The organism is Streptomyces sp. NPDC058284 (assembly GCF_042881135.1).
Taxonomy (GTDB): Bacteria; Actinomycetota; Actinomycetes; order Streptomycetales; family Streptomycetaceae; genus Streptomyces.
Genome location: NZ_JBHVYE010000004.1, coordinates 77,146 through 94,797, shown reverse-complemented (window position 1 = coordinate 94,797; position 17,652 = coordinate 77,146). Strand labels below are relative to the sequence as shown.

Genomic DNA, 17,652 nt, shown 5'->3' with positions numbered 1-17,652 from the left:
CGGGCGGGCGGCCATCCCTGCGAGGACGGCGACCCGCCCGGCCAAAGTCTTCGTCCTGCGTTCGAAGAACAGTCTTCAGATGAAGTTGAGCGCGGCCGCGCCGCCCACTCCCCCGAGCAGCATGAACACCGGCATGAGCACCTTGAGCTCGATCCAGCTTCCGGCTCGGAACCGCATCATCTTCGGTGGTCCGATCGGGTACCAGCGCTTGCGGCCGATGGGGATGGGCCACAGGATCGGGCACCCGGAGACGGTCAGCGCATCCCCGATGTCGTGCACCAGCGCACCGAGCACGATCGGCAGGCCCAGCCACAGATACTCCTGGCCAGGCGCGGTGAACATCCAGTCCGAGCCGTTGCCGGGCTCGTCCAGGATTCCGGCGAGGATCCAGGCACTCGTCGCCGCGAGCAGCCACACCAGCACATCGCTGCTCGACCCGCGGGCCGCCCGCCACAGCAGGCCTTCGATGGCGAGCACCATGTGGACGAAGAGGATCGCGAGGACCGCCCAGCGTCCGCCGAAGATCGCCAGAGCCGATGCGCCCGCCCCTATCAGCACCGCCCACAGCCAGGTGTGCGTGAGCGTGCGGTGACCGCCGGAGCGACGCGGGTCCCCCTGTTTGCGGGTCGCCTTGTACACGGCGTACGAGAGTTTGTCGACAATTTCGCACAGGCCCCGCGAGAGTGGCCCGAAGGCCCGTGAGATGGTCGCCGACTTGTGGTCGAGATCGGGCGCGAGCGCCGCCCCGGCGCAGATCAGCGCTCCTACGAGGAGGACCGGCCAGGGCATCGTGTGTCCCGCGGCCGCCGCAGCGGCACCGACCCCCAGCCAGGCTGCCGCCCCCGACAGCGAGTGTGCCGGTCCCATCATTGCTGTTGCCCGCCCCATTTCCAGTCTTCTGACGCCCCGTTGGCGACACAGCGTAGCGTTCGTGATCTTCGTGGGAACGTCCGGTTCCCTGATCAGGTGGGAAGGAAGGCAAGATGGGGGTGTGACCCTTATCGATCAGCTGCCGCCGGATGCCGACCCCGATGCCCTCTACGAAGCCTTTTCGACATGGGCCGAGGACCAGGGCATCACGCTCTACCCGGCCCAGGAGGAGGCGCTGATCGAGGTGGTCTCCGGGGCGAACGTGATCTTGTCCACGCCGACCGGGTCCGGCAAGAGCCTGGTCGCGGCGGGCGCCCACTTCACGGCGCTCGCCCAGGACAAGGTCACCTTCTACACGGCGCCCATCAAGGCTCTGGTGTCGGAGAAGTTCTTCGACCTGTGCAAACTCTTCGGCACCGAGAACGTCGGCATGCTGACGGGCGACGCGTCGGTCAACGCCGACGCCCCCGTCATCTGCTGCACGGCCGAGGTCCTCGCCTCGATCGCGCTGCGGGACGGCAAGCACGCCGACATCGGCCAGGTCGTGATGGATGAATTCCACTTCTACGCCGAGCCGGACCGCGGGTGGGCCTGGCAGATCCCGCTCCTTGAACTCCCGCAGGCGCAGTTCATCCTCATGTCGGCGACCCTCGGCGACGTCAGCATGTTCGAAAAGGACCTGACACGACGCACCGGCCGGCCCACCTCGGTCGTCCGTTCCGCGACGCGCCCGGTCCCGCTGTCGTACGAATACCGTCTGACGCCGATCACCGAGACGCTCACCGAGCTCCTGGAGACCAAGCAGGCGCCGGTCTACATCGTGCACTTCACTCAGGCCCAGGCGGTCGAGCGCGCGCAGTCGCTGATGAGCATCAACATGTGCACGCGCGAGGAGAAGGACAAGATCGCCGACCTCATCGGCAGCTTCCGCTTCACCACCAAGTTCGGCCGCAACCTCTCCCGGTACGTGCGCCACGGGATCGGCGTGCACCACGCCGGCATGCTGCCCAAGTACCGGCGACTGGTGGAGAAGCTCGCCCAGGCGGGCCTTCTCAAGGTCATCTGTGGCACGGACACCCTGGGTGTCGGCGTCAACGTGCCGATCCGCACCGTGCTTTTCACGGCGCTCACCAAGTACGACGGCACCCGGGTCCGCACGCTGCGGGCGCGGGAGTTCCATCAGATCGCCGGGCGCGCCGGGCGTGCGGGCTTCGACACGGCGGGACTCGTGGTCGCCCAGGCGCCCGAGCACGTCATCGAGAACGAGAAGGCCCTCGCCAAGGCCGGCGATGATGCGAAGAAGCGCCGCAAGGTGGTCCGCAAGAAGGCGCCGGAGGGCTTCATCGCCTGGTCCGAGAGCACCTTCGAGAAGCTCATCGCATCTGAGCCGGAGCCGCTGACCTCCCGCTTCCGCGTCACGCACACCATGCTGCTCTCCGTGATCGCCCGGCCCGGCAACGCCTTCAAGGCGATGCGCCATCTCCTCGAGGACAATCACGAACCGCGCAAACAGCAGCTGCGGCACATCCGCCGGGCCATCGCGATCTACCGCTCCCTCCTCGCCGGCGGCGTGGTGGAGAAGCTCGACGAGCCGGACGCCACGGGACGCATCGTGCGCCTGACGGTCGACCTTCAGCAGGACTTCGCCCTCAACCAGCCCCTTTCGACGTTCGCCCTCGCCGCCTTCGAAGTGCTCGACCCCGAGTCCCCTTCCTACGCCCTGGACATGGTGTCCGTCGTCGAGTCCACTCTCGACGACCCGCGCCAGATCCTCGCGGCCCAGCAGAACAAGGCGCGGGGCGAAGCGGTGGCCCTGATGAAAGCGGACGGTGTCGAGTACGAGGAGCGGATGGAACGGCTCCAGGACATCACGTACCCGAAGCCCCTGGAGGAGTTGCTCTTCCACGCCTACAACACGTACCGCACCAGCCACCCGTGGGTCGGCGACCACCCCTTGTCCCCGAAGTCCGTCATCCGGGACATGTACGAGCGGGCGTTGTCCTTCACCGAATTCACGTCCTTCTACGAGCTCGCCCGCACCGAAGGCATCGTGCTGCGCTACCTCGCGGGCGCGTACAAGGCCCTGGAGCACACCATCCCGGACGACCTGAAGTCCGAGGACCTGGAGGATCTGATCGCCTGGCTCGGCGAGATGGTGCGTCAGGTCGACTCCAGCCTCCTCGACGAGTGGGAGCAGCTGGCGAACCCTGAGGTCATGACGGCCGAAGAGGCCCAGGAGAAGGCCGACCAGGTCAAGCCGGTCACCGCCAATGCCCGCGCTTTCCGCGTCCTGGTCCGCAACGCGCTGTTCCGCAGGGTCGAGCTGGCCGCGCTCGACCATGTGGAGGAGCTGGGCGAGCTGGACGCCGAATCCGGCTGGGACGCGGATGCGTGGGGTGAGGCCATGGACAAGTACTGGGACGAGTACGAAGATCTCGGCACCGGCCCCGATGCCCGTGGCCCCAAGCTGCTGCTCATCGAGGAGGATCCCGAGCACGGTCTGTGGCGCGTCCGGCAGACGTTCGCCGACCCGAACGGCGACCATGACTGGGGCATCAGCGCGGAGGTCGATCTCGCGGCTTCCGACGAGGAGGGCCGCGCCATCGTCCGTGTCACGGACGTCGGCCAGCTCTGAGCGCCCCGAGGATCCGCGTCTCCCGGACAGAAGTCGAGGAACTGTCATGAACAATCCCGCCGACCGGCTGGTCGACCTGCTGAACCTGGAGCAGATCGAGGTCAACATCTTCCGGGGCCGCAGCCCGAACGAATCCCTGCAGCGGGTGTTCGGTGGGCAGGTCGCAGGACAAGCCCTGGTGGCGGCGGGCAGGACCACCGAGGGCGACCGCCCGGTGCACTCGCTCCATGCGTACTTCCTGCGCCCGGGTCGCCCGGGCGTTCCCATCGTGTACCAGGTCGAACGGGTCAGGGACGGGCGCTCCTTCACCACGCGCCGCGTCACCGCCGTCCAGCAGGGTCGCACCATCTTCAATCTCACCGCCTCCTTCCACCAGCCCGAGCAGGGCGCCTTCGAACACCAATTGCCGCCGCGCCTCGCGGCTCCGGATCCGGAGTCGCTGCCGACGGTCGCCGAGGAGATCAGGGAGCACCTCGGCGCGCTGCCGGAGCAGCTGGAACGCATGGCCCGGCGCCAGCCTTTCGACATCCGCTACGTCGAACGGCTGCGCTGGACCGCCGAGGAGATCAAGGACGCCGAGCCACGTAGCGCGGTGTGGATGCGCGCCGTCGGCCCACTGGGCGACGACCCCCTCGTGCATACCTGCGCACTCACGTACGCGAGCGACATGACGCTCCTCGACGCCGTCCGCATCCCGGTGGAGCCGCTCTGGGGCCCGCGGGGCTTCGACATGGCCTCGCTCGACCACGCCATGTGGTTCCATCGCCCCTTCCGCGCCGACGAGTGGTTCCTCTACGACCAGGAGTCGCCCATCGTCACGGGGGGCCGGGGCCTCGCCCGTGGCCGCATCTACGACGCTGAGGGCAGGCTCCTGGTGTCAGTGGTGCAAGAGGGGCTGTTCCGTCCGTATGGGGAGCGCCACATGGACAGTCCGACACCAGACAGATGATCAGCGGCAATCCGGGTGGGAGGCGCATTGCGACGGATCGAGGCAGCGGAGCGGCGGGCGAGGCTGGCGCTCCGCCACCGGCTGACCGCCCGGACCAGGTCGGACGATCCGGTCGAGGTGGCCCGGTCGCTGCTGGCCCTGCACGGCACCGACCCGTCGTCGGTGTACATCGGCGCCTGGGCCCGGATGCGGGACGGTCGTGTGGCGGACGTGGAGCGTGCCCTGTACGAGGATCGGTCCCTGATCCGCCTGATGGGGATGCGGCGCACGGTCTTCGTGACGTCCCTGGACGTGGCTCCGGTGTTGCAGGCCGCCTGCTCGCGAGCAGTTGCCACGAGGGAGCGCCGTCTCGTCCTGCGGATGCTTGCCGAAGCCGGCGTCGCCGATGACGCGACGGGTGTCGAGGCCTGGCTGGTGCAGGCCGAGGACGTGGCGCTGCGTGCTCTCAAAGGACGGGGGGAGGCGACGGCGAGTGAACTCGCCGGCGACGACCCTCTTCTGAGCACCGAGCTGGTCATGGCGCGCGGCAAGAGCTACGAGGGCCGGCAGAAGCTGGCCAGCCGGCTCCTTCTGCTGCTCTCCGCCGAGGGTCACGTAGTACGCGGAAGGCCGCGCGGAACGTGGGCCTCCCATCAGTATCGATGGGCGCCGCTGACGGACTGGTTTCCCGGTGGCCTCGCCGACTGGGACACCCAGGAGGCCGAGACAGAGCTCGCCCGGCGGTGGTTGCGCGCGTTCGGTCCGGCCACTGCGGACGACCTGCGCTGGTGGGCCGGGTGGACCAAGACCCAGACGAAGCGGGCGCTGACCGAACTGCGTCCCGTCGAGGTCGACTTGGAGGGGGCGCCCGGGCTGCTGCTTCCCGACGACGTCGAGGAGACTCCCCGCTCCGAGCCGTGGGCCGCTCTGCTGCCTGCGCTGGACTCCACCCCTATGGGCTGGCAGCACCGCCAATGGTTCCTCGGGGAGCACGGCCCGCGTCTCTTCGACAGAAGCGGCAACATCGGCCCCTCCGTGTGGTGGAACGGCCGCATCATCGGCGGTTGGGCCCAGGACGGCAACGGTGATGTCGTGTGCGGCTTCCTTGAGGACGTCGGCACAGATGCGCGGGAAGCGGTGCAAGCCGAGGCCGAGCGGCTCACCTCGCGTCTGGCCGGCGTACGGCTCAGCCCGCGCACCCGGGGACGTACCTGGCTTGAGGAAGAATTGGCCCGGTGACGGCATCAGGGCAGGGCGACAGCAGGACTTGACAGACATCTGCGCTTCCGTTCGGGATGGGTTGCGGTTTTCGTTGCGGCCGGGACGGACGGCATGAATCGCAACGCGGCGAAGGGGACGGGGAGTTGCTCGGAGATATTGGTGTGGACAGGGATCGGTTGCTGTCGGAAGCCGTTCGGCTACGCGAGACCGGCCGACGCGAGGAAGCCAGGGAGCGACTCGTAGCGCTCTGCGCACATCTCCCCCATGACGTGGAGGTGGCGTATCAGACTGCCTGGGTCCACGACACACTCGGCCTCGAGGCGGAGGCGGTGCCGCATTACGAACGAGCGGTCAGTGTGCCGGGCCTGTCGGACGTCGATCGCCGCGGAGCTCTGCTGGGTCTGGGCAGTACCTATCGGATATTGGGGCGTTACGAAGAAGCCGTCGCCACACTGGCCGATGCCGCGGCGGAGTTCCCCGATGACGGCGCACTCAAGACATTCCTGGCCATGGCGTTGTACAACACCGGCCGGACCCATGAGGCGATGAAGATGCTTCTGACCCTGCTCGCCGCCACGAGCAGCGATCCGGAACTGGCGGGTTACCTCCCCGCCATCGAGGAGTACGCCAAGGACCTGGACGCGACGGTGTAACGGCGCCTGCACCGATGCCCCGACGCCTGCGTCCTATGTCCTCCTGCGGCGCAACCACTTCATCAAGCCTCGCGACTCCTGACGTGACCCCTGGACCGCGACCTCGCTCAACGGCTCGGAGGCGGGCTGGGGCGTGGCCGTCACAGACTTGGCGTGTTGAGCGGGCCGTGGTGCCGGACGCTGTGCTCGGGCCTGCACGAGACCGATCAGCAGGCTTGAGCGCAGCCACCGGATCTCGTCGGGGTCGTCCGCGGTCGTGATCTTCTCCAGGATCCGTGCCCCGGGCGAGTCCGGTGCTCCATGGGTGCGGGGCACGGGCTTGAGCCGATTGAGGTAGGCCCGTTCGTAGGGGTCCCTGATGAGCTCCGCGGTCTGTACCGGGTCGAGTAGGGAAGCCATGGCGGCGGCGCGCTCCCACGGATCGTCGGACTGGCGCAGGAGGAACCCTGCGTAACGCCCCCGCCAATTGCGTGCTCGCAGGTCCTGGCCCTCGTCGAGGCGGTCCCGCATCGTCTCCGGCATACGTCCCGTGAGCAGCTTGGCGTTGATCTTGGATTCGGCGAAATGCCGTAGTTCTTCTGCGAGGTAGAGCCACACGACCGCCCGGTAGCGATTCAGGTAGAAGCGCACGGGCGTCAGGACGCCGGCACGTGCGAGGCGGGTGAACCGGGCCGTGGTGATGCCCATGAGCCCTGCGGCTTCCGTGGTGCCCACGGCTCTGACACTCTCCCGCAGCGTCTCGGGAAAACCGTCGCAGCCGCGCAGTCGGTCGATCTCTTCGCGGGTGACCCGTCGCTGGCCGCCCGTCGCCTCCCCTACCGTGCGGATGCGCCCCAGCATTACTGCCAGGTCGAACTCGCCCCGCTTCAGCCCCAGTTCCTTCGCTGCCCGGCTCGGCGTGACCGCCGACGGCAGGGTCGCCGCGCGTGCGGGTTGCGTAATGGTGTCACCGGTCATGGTTGATCTCCCCCGTGAGATGTGCTTGCTCTCGGGAAAAACCGTAGCCCGATCACCGCGATCCTCGCCGAGCCTGTGGATAACTCTTGACGTGGCGACGTCAGCGCAGGTCAGAGGTCCACGACTGGCGTGCGTTCGGGTTGTCGGGCGTCCACGCCCAGATGCTCTCCGACACGGTTCACGAGCAGCGTCATCTCGTAGGCCACCTGGCCGATGTCGGCCTCCGCCGAGCTCAGAACACACAGACAGCTGCCCTCGCCCGCCGCTGTGACGAAGAGGACGGCGTCGTCGAACTCGATCATCGTCTGGCGCACGTCGCCGGCATGAAAGTGTCGCCCGGACCCTTTGGCGAGGCTGTGCAGTCCGGAGGAGACCGCGGCGAGATGCTCTGCGTCCTCCCGTTCGAGATCCGAGCTCGCGCTGGTCACCAGGCCGTCGTTGGACAGCACCAGCGCATGCCGTACGTGCTCCATCCGCTGCGTCAAGTCGTCCAGTAGCCAGCCGAGCCCCGTGTTGTGCCCCATGTTCTGTCTCCCCGTGTCCCTTCCCCCTGGCTGGAGGATCTGACCTGCCAGCCTTCACCACGACCGGCGCCCCGGCAAGCGTGATGGGGACATGGCACAGAAGATGACCGATCACCAATGACCAGTGACCAATGACGGGCCCTCGTCTGGCCCGGCACCTGCGCCGTCGGCCTCTCGACCGTCGGGGATGGGCGGCGTCCCGCACAGCACGCCGATCGGATGGCTCGGTGGCCTCAGCCCACGGAGTCGAGCAGCCGTGCGGTATGGACCCGCCCCGCATGTTCGACCAGGCGTATCAGCACCTCCTTGCCCGAATCACGGTCCCGGGCGTCGCACAGCACCACCGGCGTTCCTCGGTCGAGGTCCAGGGCACGCGACACGTCCTGCGCGCCGTAGGCACGCGTGTTGGCGAAGCAGTTGACCGCAACGACGAACGGGATGTGACGATGCTCGAAGTAGTCCACTGCGGGGAAGCAGTCCTCGAGCCGTCGGGTGTCCGCGAGCACCACTGCGCCGAGAGCGCCCTGTGACAGCTCGTCCCACAGGAACCAGAACCGGTCCTGGCCCGGAGTGCCGAACAAGTACAGCGACAGGCCGGACCGGATGGTGATGCGGCCAAAGTCCATGGCCACAGTCGTCGTGGTCTTCCGGTCGACGCCTTCCGTGTCGTCCACCGAATGGCCCACCTCGCTCAGCACTTCTTCGGTGCGCAGTGGGCGGATTTCGCTGACCGCGCCGACCAGGGTGGTCTTGCCCACTCCAAAGCCGCCCGCGACCAGAATCTTCAGCGCCATGGCAGCTGTCTCGGCGGCCATGGCGTCAGAGCGCTCGGAGCCCATCGATCACCTCTCGCAGGATCTTTTCGTCGGGAAGCCGCGCTGGCGGCACCGGTCGGGTGACCGTGACGCAACCCATCTCCAGCAGATCGCCGAGAAGCACCCTGACCACCCCCACGGGCAGATCAGCGCCGGCGGCGAGCTCGGCGACGGACTGTGTCTCGGCGCGGCACAGTTCCATCAGAGCCCGGTGTTCAGGGCCGAGCACGGCGTCACCCGGCCCAGGGGCGTCGGAATCGAACGTCACGAGGGCGATCAGGTCGAAGCGGACCCCGCGGGGCCCCGGACTGGTCCGCCCGCCCGTCATCGCGTAGGGCCGGACGAGGGGCCCGGCTTCGTTGTCGTACCACTGGCTGCCGGGCCGATCCGGCATGCTGCTCATGTCCTCGGTCATACGTTCCGACCGCCCTCGGTCACGGCGTTGCGTCTTCGGTCATGAGGTCCCGACCGTCCCGGTCATCCGGCGACCGGCGGCCGCTCGACGCAGCGCGCCGGAGTGTAGAGGTGTTCGCCGACCCGTTTCACCATGCGCGCCATCTCGTACGCGACAAGGCCGATGTCGGCCGCCACTGAGGAGAGAACCGCAAGGCAGGAGCCGTCGCCCGCGGCTGCGACGAACAGGAAGGCGTCGTCCATCTCAACCATTGTCTGGCGCACTCCGCCTGCCCCGAAGTGCCGGCCTGTCCCCTTGGCCAGGCTGTGGAAGCCCGAGGCCACGGCGGCGAGGTGTTCCGCGTCCTCGCGGGTGAGACCCGTGGACGCACCGACCGGCAGTCCGTCGTTGGACAGCACCACGGCGTGCCGCACCTCGCCCACGCGCAGTACCAAGTCGTCCAGCAGCCAGTCGAGTTGTCCGGTCTGCTCTGTCGGGGTGCGCTGATCCTGGATCATGTGGTGTCTCCTTCGCTGCTGTCCGTGCCCGCTTCATGCGCCGGACTCGCCGGGGCCGAACCGCCGGTGCCGGGAAGCGGGCCGCCCCCGCGGGCCCAGCCGTCGCGGTAGGCGGTCATGCGGTCGCGCACCTGCTCCGGGCTGCGCTCGTCCTGTCTCCTTGTTCCTGCTGAGTCGCCTTGGTCCGCGGGATGGCGTTCGCGCAGCTGAGGGGCGAGGCTCGCCTGACGGACTCGGCGCGGCAGTTCGCCCGACGTATCGTGGGCATCGGCCCTGGCTATGTCGAGGGAGCCGTTGCCGTGACGATCGGCGGAAGTGGTCTCCGGGGTGTCCCGCGTGTCTCCACCCCGGTGCAGACGCAACGTCGTGACGCCTACGACGGACGATTCCTCGGCCGCTGCGGCCAGCACGGGATGCGGTGCAGGGGCAGGGGCGGGAACAGAGTCGGCGTTCATGTGGTGATGGGCTGCTCCCCGCACGGGGGCGTACTCCTTGCCCGGGTCGTCCCTGCGTGCCAGGGGGCGGGTCGTAGCGGTGTGGGTCCCGGTGTCTTCCGCCGTGTGGCTGTGCAGCAGCGCAGTGGGCAGCAGCACGACCGCGGTGGTGCCGCCGTAAGGGGACGTGCGCAGGTGCACCTTGATGCCGTGGTGAGCTGCGAGCCTGCTGACCACGAAGAGACCGAGCTGATCGCTGTCGAACAGGTCGAGCCCCTCGGACTGCTCGACGCGGCGATTGGTTTCGGTGAGCATCTCCTTGCCCATGCCGAGCCCTCGGTCCTCGATCTCCAAGGCATAGCCGTTCCCCACCGGTTCGCCACTGACCCGCACCTTGGTGTGGGGCGGTGAGAACTGGGCGGCGTTTTCGACGAGTTCGGCCAAGAGGTGGGTGAGGTCGGCCACGGCGGTCCCGATGACCGAGGCCGCGGGGAGTTGTCGTACCTCCACGCGCGCGTAGTCCTCGACTTCGGACACCGCCGCACGCACCACGTTCGTCAGGGAGACGGGCATCCGCCAGGCGCGGCCCGGGGCGGCGCCGGACAGGATGATCAGGCTCTCCGCGTGGCGCCTCATCCGGGTCGTCAGGTGGTCGAGCCGGAAGAGGTCACTGAGTTCGTCGGGATCATCCGCCCTGCGCTCCATGCTGTCGAGAAGGCTGAGCTGCCGGTGTACGAGGACCTGCGTTCTGCGGGCCAGATTGACGAACACTCCGGAGATGCCGCTGGCGAGCTCCGCACGCTCGATCGCCGCACGCAGCGCTGCCCGGTGGACGGTATCGAGCGCTTGGGAGACCTGTCCCGTCTCGTCCTCCGCGGCCGGCCCCGGGGGTGCCTCGGCACGGATGTCGATCTCCTCTCCGGCGCGCAGCCTCCGCATGGCCTCCGGCAGTTTGCGGTGAGCGATCTCCAGGGCACCGTTGCGCAGGCTGACGAGTTCGACGACGAGGCCTCGGCCGATGCGTACGGAGATGACGAGTGAGGCGGCGACCGCGACGAGTCCGAGAAGTACGGCGGCACCTGCCGCGGTGAGCACTCCGTGGGTGAGCGGGTCGGCGCCGTCCGCGGCGCTGTGTGCCGCCTTCTCCTCAATGGCGCGGAGCCCGCCGCTGACAGCCGCGTAGGCCTCGTCCCAGGGGCCCCCTGGGGCAGCGGCGAGCGCCTTGCGGCCGGGCTCGGCCAGCGTCACCTTGTCCTCGGTGGCCCGAACCACTCCGTAGGCGCCGCCTGCATCAACTTCACGCCAGGCCGCCCGCTCCGGTGCGCCCAGGTCCGCGACCGCCGTTTCGGTCAGCGTCCGGCGGGTGGCGACCGCACCGGTGAACAGCCGGAGCCGCTCACCCTCCAGGGCCCCGTCCAGCCGGGCGGCGGCGAGCAGGGCGTCCTCTCTCGCCAGCATCTCCCCCGCTCTGGAGAATTCGAGCAGCACGCGCGCGTGGGACCCCTGTGCGGCGTCCTGCATGCCGGTGAGGGCGCCGCCCACCGCGAAGGCGCGAGTGATCGTCTTCGTGTACTGGCCGTACGCCGCGTCCCACCCCGTTCGGCCGTCCAGCACTTCGCCCCGCAAGGAGCGCAGGCCCCCGACGCCGGACACGAACGCTGACAGCCGGTCGGTCACGCCTTTGGGGAGTCCCGCTCCGTCCGCGACGGTTCGATGGTCACCCAAGGTCAGCCGGGCCACGGCGCGGTCGGTCCGCGTCGCCTGCCTTCGCAGTGCGCCGCCACGGTCGGCGTCCGGTTCTGCCGCGTACCGTACGGCGGCGACACGTTCCGCTTGGAGTGCCGTGACGGTCGCCTCGACCGGCGTACGCACGTCGGCGTCGACGCGCTGCACCTGGCGCAGGCGTGCCACGTCCTGTGCCGTGCTGACCGTCGCGTAGCCCCACAGGGCGAGGAGCGAGACGACGGGCACCATCAGCAGACAGACGATCTTGGCGCGCACAGTGCGCGGCCGTGCCCGCCACCAACCCGCGCGCGTGAGTGCTCTGGTGGGCGACGGATCGGTGAACCGTTCCTCTCGGTCGTGGTGTTCATCGGCGGGTGGGCCCGCGTGGGCGCGGCGGCCACGCGTCGGGGAATCCGGAGGCAGAGGTGCTGTGTCGGACGGCTCGGGAGTGCTGCGGGGGATGTCCATGGCCTCCTCGCTGGGGTGGGGTGCGGTGTGTCGCCCGGCCGGCCCGTCGACGTCAGAAGCGGGCTGCGTCGTCGAGGGGTCGCTGGGCCGAAACGGAGGCCTCGCGTTCGCCCGTGGTCGGGGACAGCGCGACGAATGCCGAGGTCAGGAAGAGGTAGGACCCGAGGCCTACGGCGAGAGGGAAGATGAACTGCATCGTCGTGGCGCCGGGCAGTGCTGCTTCGGAGGGAGTCACCCTTACGCTCACCGCTAGCATTCCCGTGTAGTGCATGCTGCTCACCGCCCCGCCCATCACCAGTGACGCCACCACGACCGCGAGCGGCGACTTGATGTTGAGACCTGCCCACAGAGCCGCGGTCGCGGCGACGACCGCGATGACCACGGAGAGTCCGACGAGTACCGGGTCGTACCTCACGTCGCCGTGCAGGCGCAGGGCCGCCATCCCCAGGTAGTGCATGCTCGCGACGCCCAGCCCCGTGGTGAGCCCACCGAGCGCGAGGGCACGTGCGCGATCCCGTCCGTATCCCACGGCGAAGACTCCGGTGCCTACCACCACCACCGCGACCAGGAGGCTGAGGATGGTGAGGGGCACGTTGTAGTGGATCTCTGTGCCGGTGACGCCGAAGCCGAGCATGGCGACGAAGTGCATCGTCCAGATGCCGGTACCGAGGGCGGAGGCGGCGGTGACAAGCCAGTTGCGGCGTGAGCGGCCCGAGGCGCCCAGCGCGCGGACGGTGCAGCGCAGCCCGAGGGCGGCGCCGATACAGGCCATCGCGTACGACAGTACGGGGGTCAGCCAGCCGAAGGTGGCGTGGTCCAGGTGTCCCATGGCCCCGGGACGCTAGTCCGACCTGGGGCGCACGATGGGGGCGCATTTCGAAAGCTGCCGGAATATGACAGAGAGGCGGCCTGGAACGATCGCGTCACGCTCGAACGAGTGCACCCAACGCGCGTGCGACCGCGTACGACCGCGTGCGGGATCATGGGTCGCATGAGCGACGACCATGCGAAGGTCCAGGAGTTCTTCACAGCGCGCGCGGCCGGCTGGGACACCCGCTTTCCCGACGACGGACCGGCCTATCGAGCCGCCGTCAACGAGCTGACGCTCCGCCCGGGCTCGTCCGTACTCGATGCCGGATGCGGGACCGGGCGAGCGCTGCCGGCGCTCAGGGACGCCGTAGGGCCCTCCGGCGTGGTCCTCGGGGTTGATCTGACGCCGGCCATGCTGGAGGCCGCTACACGCGCGGGCAGGCACCACCACGGGGAGCTCGTGCGTGCCGACGTGGCGCGTCTGCCGCTGCGCGCGGAGTCACTCGACGCGGTCTTCGGCGCCGGCCTCATCGCCCATCTGCCCGACCCCGCCGAGAATCTGAGGGAGTTGAGGCGGGTGGTGCGCCCTGGAGGGCTGCTCGCCCTCTTCCATCCCATCGGCAGGGCGGCGCTCGCGGTACGGCAGGGGCGGCAGCTCACTCCGGACGATCTGCGGGCGGAGGCGAACCTCACCCCGCTCCTTACCGGTTCCGGCTGGCGCATGACGTCCTACGTCGACGAGGATGCCCGTTTTCTCGCAGTGGCCGTACGCCGGGACTGAGCGCGCCCCGGGCGACGGCGGTCATGATCGCGGTGTCGTGCCCCGCTGTACCAGGTCGGGCCAAGTCGCCGCTGAACCGCCGCTGCGTGGAACCGGACATCCACGAACGCCGGGCACGGGAAACGAGCCGAGCTCGGCGATCTCGTACCCGTCCGGGTATCCCTTGATCTCGCGGTTCTGTCGCGCGTGATGCGGCGTAACGCGCGGCGGCATGAGGCGCACCGTGCGCCCCCGCAGTCGCACCGCACCCCTGACGATGGAGCGGGTGACCGCACCCGGCTGCTCATAGCGGAAAGCCCGCAGCAACGGCTCGTCGAGGAGCGCAAGGGTCGCACGGCGCAGCAGCGGAGCCATGGGGCGCGGATACCACGAGGCCATCAGGGCCAATGTCGCGTCGGACACCGCACGCGCTTCTGGGTCCCAGTTGAAGTAGGCCTTTTCGTAGCCGTCGAGGGTCGCCTCGAACTCGTCGTAGCTTGCCGGGATTTCCTTGATGCCCAGATGCTGCCCGAGGGTGCGGTAGTACGCGGCGGTGGCCTCCCTCTCGTGACGTGACAGCCTGCGCCAGCCGTAGGCATCGATCCACCGCTTCGGTACCACTACGAAGGTGCACAGTACGTAGCGCATGTCGTCGTTGCTGATGTCGTAGCTGCGATGCATCTGGTTGATGCGGCGGATGGCGGTGCGGCCCTTTTCGCTCATGAAACCGTGCTCCACGACGGCGTCGAGGAGCAGCACCGTGTCGTCGTAACGCTTCTGCGTACGATTCGTCAGCTCGGCTGTCTGTGCGAGCAGACGACCGATACTGGGCACTGCGTAGGTGCGGTAGAGCGCGAGTTCGAGAGCGCGCGTATAGTCCCACGGAAATTCGAACGCCGTGGTGAGTCGGTAGATCTCGAGGAAGTCCCGCTCCGGATCCAGGCGCCTGATCTGCTCGAGCCGCTCGAAACGCTTCATGGCGCGGTCCCCCTTCTGTCGCCGGAGCACCAACTCTACTTTGGTGCACGGAAGATGAACGCTCAGCGGCGGTGGCCGTGCCGGGGGAAGGTGGACCGCATGTTTGACGGATTCCGCAAATACTGGCGTGCCAACAAGCCGGTACGAGACGTGGATGATCCCGCCCGGATACATGAGTGTCCCAGGCGCACGCACAACCTCTTCGAAGCGGCCGCCGTCTATGTGTCGGCATGCGCCGAGAACGATGAGGACGAGATGGACGAAGCCACCGGCTGGGTCTCTCCGGAGGCACTGTCGTTCGGCGTGAGCGAGCTCGCGTGCCGAGCGGTCATCGCTCTCGCCCGCGAACGCGATGAAGCACCGCGGGACGTGGCCCGGTCACTCCTGGGTCTGCCCGCCGCGTGACTCTCCCGTCTTGCGCCGGTTCCCCTCCCGGGCTGTCGGAGACGGTGGGCCGCTCGTGAATTTCCTGGTCATCCACCCCTCGACGATCTCTGGGGCGAGTGGTTAGGGTGCGCCGACGGATGAAGCGATGGGGAGGCTGGCATGGCCGGGACGGACGACGCTGTCGCCGCCGAGGACGACGCGCTGTACGTGCTGACAGCAGTGCTCCTCACGCCCGCGAAGTTCCCCAGCGTGCTGGGCGACGACTATCCCGAGGCATGCGCGGCGCTCGGTCTCGCGCCGCTCGCCGCCGGGTACGGACTGGTGCTCGGCCAGGACGGCGAGGGCGCGCGCTGGACGGTCGTCGTCGATGACGTGTCCCTCGTGGCCGTGGCGATCGCTTCCTGGGACTGCGGCATGGAGTACGACCTGTCGCCTGACGAACGTACGGTGGTCACCGCGCTGCCCGGCTGGCCTCTCGCGGTCGCCGTGGCAGCTCCCGGGGTGCCGGCCCCGCACGATCCGGAACCGGACCCCGAGGACGCCGCGCGGCCACCGCTCTCACCACCGACTGCCGACACCTGGGGGCCCGCTCAGCGGCGGCTGGGCGCCGATGAGATAGCGCTGCAGTGGGCGGCCTGGCGAGCTCAGGTGAACGACGTCGACTTCGCCGGGGGCGGAGCCGAAGAGGATGCCCCGGAGAGCACCGGAGCGGCTCCGCCGACCGGCGTCCGGCGGGTCCTGGCGGAAGCCCGGGCGTACGTGGACACTCCCCCGCCGCTGGGCCGGGTGCGTTCGTCCTTCGCCTCGGGGGACGCGCGCACCCTTCGGGCCGACGGACCCGGCTGGTCCATGGTCGCCAGGACGGACGACATCGCATTCGTCCTGCTGGACGAGGAACCTGGAGAGGTGCTTCCGGTGGGCCGGGGGCCCGAACTTCCCGCGCTGCTGGAAGCCCTCGACAAGATGGCGGTCCGCCCTTCCTGAGCCGGGCCGGAGACTCCCTCGCGGATCGGCCGGCCGCCCGCTTCAGGACTGCCAAGGACGCAGCTCTGAGCGGCCGGGCCTCACGGATATCGGACCGCGCACACGGCTCTCAGCGTCCTATCTCCTTGCGCGTGACGCGCCGCAGCCTTCGCCGCTGACCAGAGTCGAGGGTCAGATAGGCAGCCGTGGGAACTCCGAGCACGATCAGGAGTGCGGCCCACCACGGCAGCCAGATCAGCAGAATGAGTCCGGCCGCCACACCTCCTGCGGCGATCTTCGCGTTCTTCGACATGTGTGTCGCCTCCTTCGCGGCTTCTGCCGCTCTCTGCCCTGGAAAACGGGATCGGGCCTCTCGTGGTTCCTGACCGCGCCCCTGAGAGAGCCCTGAACCGTGACCCTTACTGGTCGCGGTCCCCAGAACCCTGGCTCGCGGAATGGCTACTCACCGCCCTTCCGGCTACTCGATCCGGAGCGGCTCGCCGACCTCGTACATGTGGCGCAGTACCTGACGGTAGGAGTCGACGAATCCGGCCTCCGCGTAGGACATGTCTACGCGGGCGCAGTGTGCGCGCACGACCGGCTGGGCGAGCCGGAGGTGCGGGCGGGGCATGCTGGGAAACAGGTGATGTTCGATCTGGTAGTTGAGGCCGCCGAGGAACCAGTCGACCACGGGGCCGCCGCGGATGTTGCGTGAGGTGAGCACCTGGCGCCGCAGGTGTCCCCACCGTTCCCCGTCCGGGTCCGGCATCTCCATGCCCTTGTGGTTGGGCGCGAAGGCAAGCCCGAGGTGCAGGCCGAACAGCGCTTGGTGGATCGCGGCGAAGGCGACGGCGTGGCCGAGGGGCATCGCGGTGAGCAGCAGCGCCACGTAGCCGACGAGGTGAGCGACGAGCAGGAAACCCTCCACCACGCGTTCGCGCGCATCCTGGCGACGCAGGTCCTTGAAGCCGTAGATCTTCATGGCGACGCCCTGAAGGAGCGTCAGCGGGAAGAAGAGCCAGGCCTGATTGCGGGTGAGCCAGCGCCGGAAACCCACCCTGACCTTGGCCTGCTTGCTGGTCCATACGAGGATGTCCGCGGCGACATCGGGGTCCTTCTCGATGTGGTTGGGGTTCGCGTGGTGCCTGTTGTGCTTGTCGTTCCACCAAGCCGAACTCATCCCGAGCAAGAGGTTGCCGTGCACGAGGCCGATGGCGCGGCCGGCGGACCGGTTTCCGGTTATCTGCGAATGGCCCGCGTCGTGGCCGATGAACGCCGTCCGGGCGCACAGGACGGACAGGACGGGGGCGAGCAGCAGTACCCACCACGAGGTTCCGAGAAGGCACATTCCGACGCCCACAGCCGCCATCGCGAGGGTGTTGATCGCGATGGTGCGTATGTACCAGCCGATGCGGCGGTTCAGGAGACCCTGCTCCTTGACCGTGCGCAGGAGGGGAGCGAAATCACTTCCGGCGGTCTGCCTGCCAGGGTTGACTGGAGGGCGTTCCGCGACTGCCGCGGCCTGGGGCATGGTGGGTCTCCGGTGTTCGTGACGACGGGCTGACCTCACAGAACGTACGGATCAGCGGCCCATGGCCGCCATGGCGGCACC

The 17,652-nt window shown here is 68.7% G+C and carries 18 protein-coding genes; 7 read left to right on the top strand and 11 right to left on the bottom strand.

What is annotated here, in order from left to right; all coding sequences use genetic code 11:
- Nucleotides 1-75: 75 nt before the first annotated feature.
- Nucleotides 76-870 carry a metal-dependent hydrolase gene (locus ACFVYR_RS08120; protein ID WP_384253213.1) on the bottom strand — a complete coding sequence of 265 codons (795 nt, stop codon included), beginning with the start codon at nt 868-870 and terminating at the stop codon, nt 76-78.
- Between the two features lie 61 nt (nt 871-931).
- Here ACFVYR_RS08120 and ACFVYR_RS08115 point away from each other — a divergent pair, with 61 nt between their 5' ends.
- From ACFVYR_RS08115 to ACFVYR_RS08100, 4 genes are read left to right on the top strand one after another with little or no spacing between them, the layout of a single operon-like run.
- The gene (locus ACFVYR_RS08115) at nt 932-3,505 is read left to right on the top strand and encodes a DEAD/DEAH box helicase (RefSeq protein WP_384253216.1); all 2,574 of its coding nucleotides are present in this window, start codon (nt 932-934) and stop codon (nt 3,503-3,505) included.
- A 46-nt stretch (nt 3,506-3,551) separates the two neighbouring features.
- A complete protein-coding gene (locus ACFVYR_RS08110; protein WP_384253219.1) occupies nt 3,552-4,454 on the top strand; it encodes an acyl-CoA thioesterase in 903 nt (300 codons plus the stop codon).
- A gap of 36 nt (nt 4,455-4,490) precedes the next feature.
- A complete protein-coding gene (locus ACFVYR_RS08105) occupies nt 4,491-5,672 on the top strand; it encodes a winged helix DNA-binding domain-containing protein (protein ID WP_384253407.1) in 1,182 nt (393 codons plus the stop codon).
- 56 nt (nt 5,673-5,728) lie between these two features.
- Nucleotides 5,729-6,307 carry a tetratricopeptide repeat protein gene (locus tag ACFVYR_RS08100; RefSeq protein WP_384253222.1) on the top strand — a complete coding sequence of 193 codons (579 nt, stop codon included), beginning with the start codon at nt 5,729-5,731 and terminating at the stop codon, nt 6,305-6,307.
- Between the two features lie 33 nt (nt 6,308-6,340).
- Here ACFVYR_RS08100 and ACFVYR_RS08095 read toward each other — a convergent pair whose 3' ends face one another.
- From ACFVYR_RS08095 to ACFVYR_RS08065, 7 genes are all read right to left on the bottom strand, one after another.
- On the bottom strand, nt 6,341-7,264 hold the full coding sequence (locus ACFVYR_RS08095) for a DUF6397 family protein (RefSeq protein ID WP_384253225.1): 924 nt from the start codon (nt 7,262-7,264) through the stop codon (nt 6,341-6,343).
- A gap of 110 nt (nt 7,265-7,374) precedes the next feature.
- Nucleotides 7,375-7,788, bottom strand: a complete 414-nt coding sequence (locus tag ACFVYR_RS08090; RefSeq protein ID WP_384253228.1) for a roadblock/LC7 domain-containing protein — start codon at nt 7,786-7,788, stop codon at nt 7,375-7,377.
- A gap of 233 nt (nt 7,789-8,021) precedes the next feature.
- Nucleotides 8,022-8,627 (bottom strand): ATP/GTP-binding protein, encoded by a 606-nt coding sequence (locus ACFVYR_RS08085; RefSeq protein WP_384253232.1) that lies wholly within the window; start codon nt 8,625-8,627, stop codon nt 8,022-8,024.
- Entirely contained in the window at nt 8,608-9,018 is a 411-nt protein-coding gene (locus ACFVYR_RS08080) for a DUF742 domain-containing protein (protein WP_384253235.1), read from the bottom strand. The genes ACFVYR_RS08085 and ACFVYR_RS08080 overlap by 20 nt, the downstream gene beginning before the upstream one ends.
- Nucleotides 9,019-9,080: 62 nt before the next feature.
- Nucleotides 9,081-9,515: a roadblock/LC7 domain-containing protein gene (locus ACFVYR_RS08075; RefSeq protein WP_384253238.1), complete on the bottom strand. Its 435-nt coding sequence runs from the start codon at nt 9,513-9,515 to the stop codon at nt 9,081-9,083.
- Complete coding sequence (locus ACFVYR_RS08070; RefSeq protein ID WP_384253241.1) at nt 9,512-12,142, bottom strand: nitrate- and nitrite sensing domain-containing protein; 2,631 nt, start codon at nt 12,140-12,142, stop codon at nt 9,512-9,514. Before ACFVYR_RS08070 ends, ACFVYR_RS08075 begins: the two co-directional genes overlap by 4 nt.
- Nucleotides 12,143-12,194: 52 nt before the next feature.
- Entirely contained in the window at nt 12,195-12,971 is a 777-nt protein-coding gene (locus tag ACFVYR_RS08065; protein WP_384253244.1) for an MHYT domain-containing protein, read from the bottom strand.
- A gap of 162 nt (nt 12,972-13,133) precedes the next feature.
- Between ACFVYR_RS08065 and ACFVYR_RS08060 the strand changes: the two genes are divergently transcribed.
- The gene (locus ACFVYR_RS08060) at nt 13,134-13,733 is read left to right on the top strand and encodes a class I SAM-dependent methyltransferase (protein ID WP_384253246.1); all 600 of its coding nucleotides are present in this window, start codon (nt 13,134-13,136) and stop codon (nt 13,731-13,733) included.
- 21 nt (nt 13,734-13,754) lie between these two features.
- Here the strand turns inward: ACFVYR_RS08060 and ACFVYR_RS08055 are convergent, their stop codons facing one another.
- The gene (locus ACFVYR_RS08055) at nt 13,755-14,690 is read right to left on the bottom strand and encodes an oxygenase MpaB family protein (RefSeq protein ID WP_384253249.1); all 936 of its coding nucleotides are present in this window, start codon (nt 14,688-14,690) and stop codon (nt 13,755-13,757) included.
- Between the two features lie 99 nt (nt 14,691-14,789).
- Here ACFVYR_RS08055 and ACFVYR_RS08050 point away from each other — a divergent pair, with 99 nt between their 5' ends.
- Both ACFVYR_RS08050 and ACFVYR_RS08045 read left to right on the top strand, forming a co-directional pair.
- Nucleotides 14,790-15,095 carry a hypothetical protein gene (locus tag ACFVYR_RS08050; RefSeq protein WP_384253252.1) on the top strand — a complete coding sequence of 102 codons (306 nt, stop codon included), beginning with the start codon at nt 14,790-14,792 and terminating at the stop codon, nt 15,093-15,095.
- A 141-nt stretch (nt 15,096-15,236) separates the two neighbouring features.
- Complete coding sequence (locus tag ACFVYR_RS08045; RefSeq protein WP_384253255.1) at nt 15,237-16,061, top strand: hypothetical protein; 825 nt, start codon at nt 15,237-15,239, stop codon at nt 16,059-16,061.
- A 109-nt stretch (nt 16,062-16,170) separates the two neighbouring features.
- Here ACFVYR_RS08045 and ACFVYR_RS08040 read toward each other — a convergent pair whose 3' ends face one another.
- Complete coding sequence (locus tag ACFVYR_RS08040) at nt 16,171-16,353, bottom strand: hypothetical protein (RefSeq protein ID WP_384253258.1); 183 nt, start codon at nt 16,351-16,353, stop codon at nt 16,171-16,173.
- Nucleotides 16,354-16,518: 165 nt separating this feature from the next.
- Complete coding sequence (locus tag ACFVYR_RS08035; protein WP_384253260.1) at nt 16,519-17,571, bottom strand: fatty acid desaturase family protein; 1,053 nt, start codon at nt 17,569-17,571, stop codon at nt 16,519-16,521.
- Between the last annotated feature and the right edge of the window lie 81 nt (nt 17,572-17,652).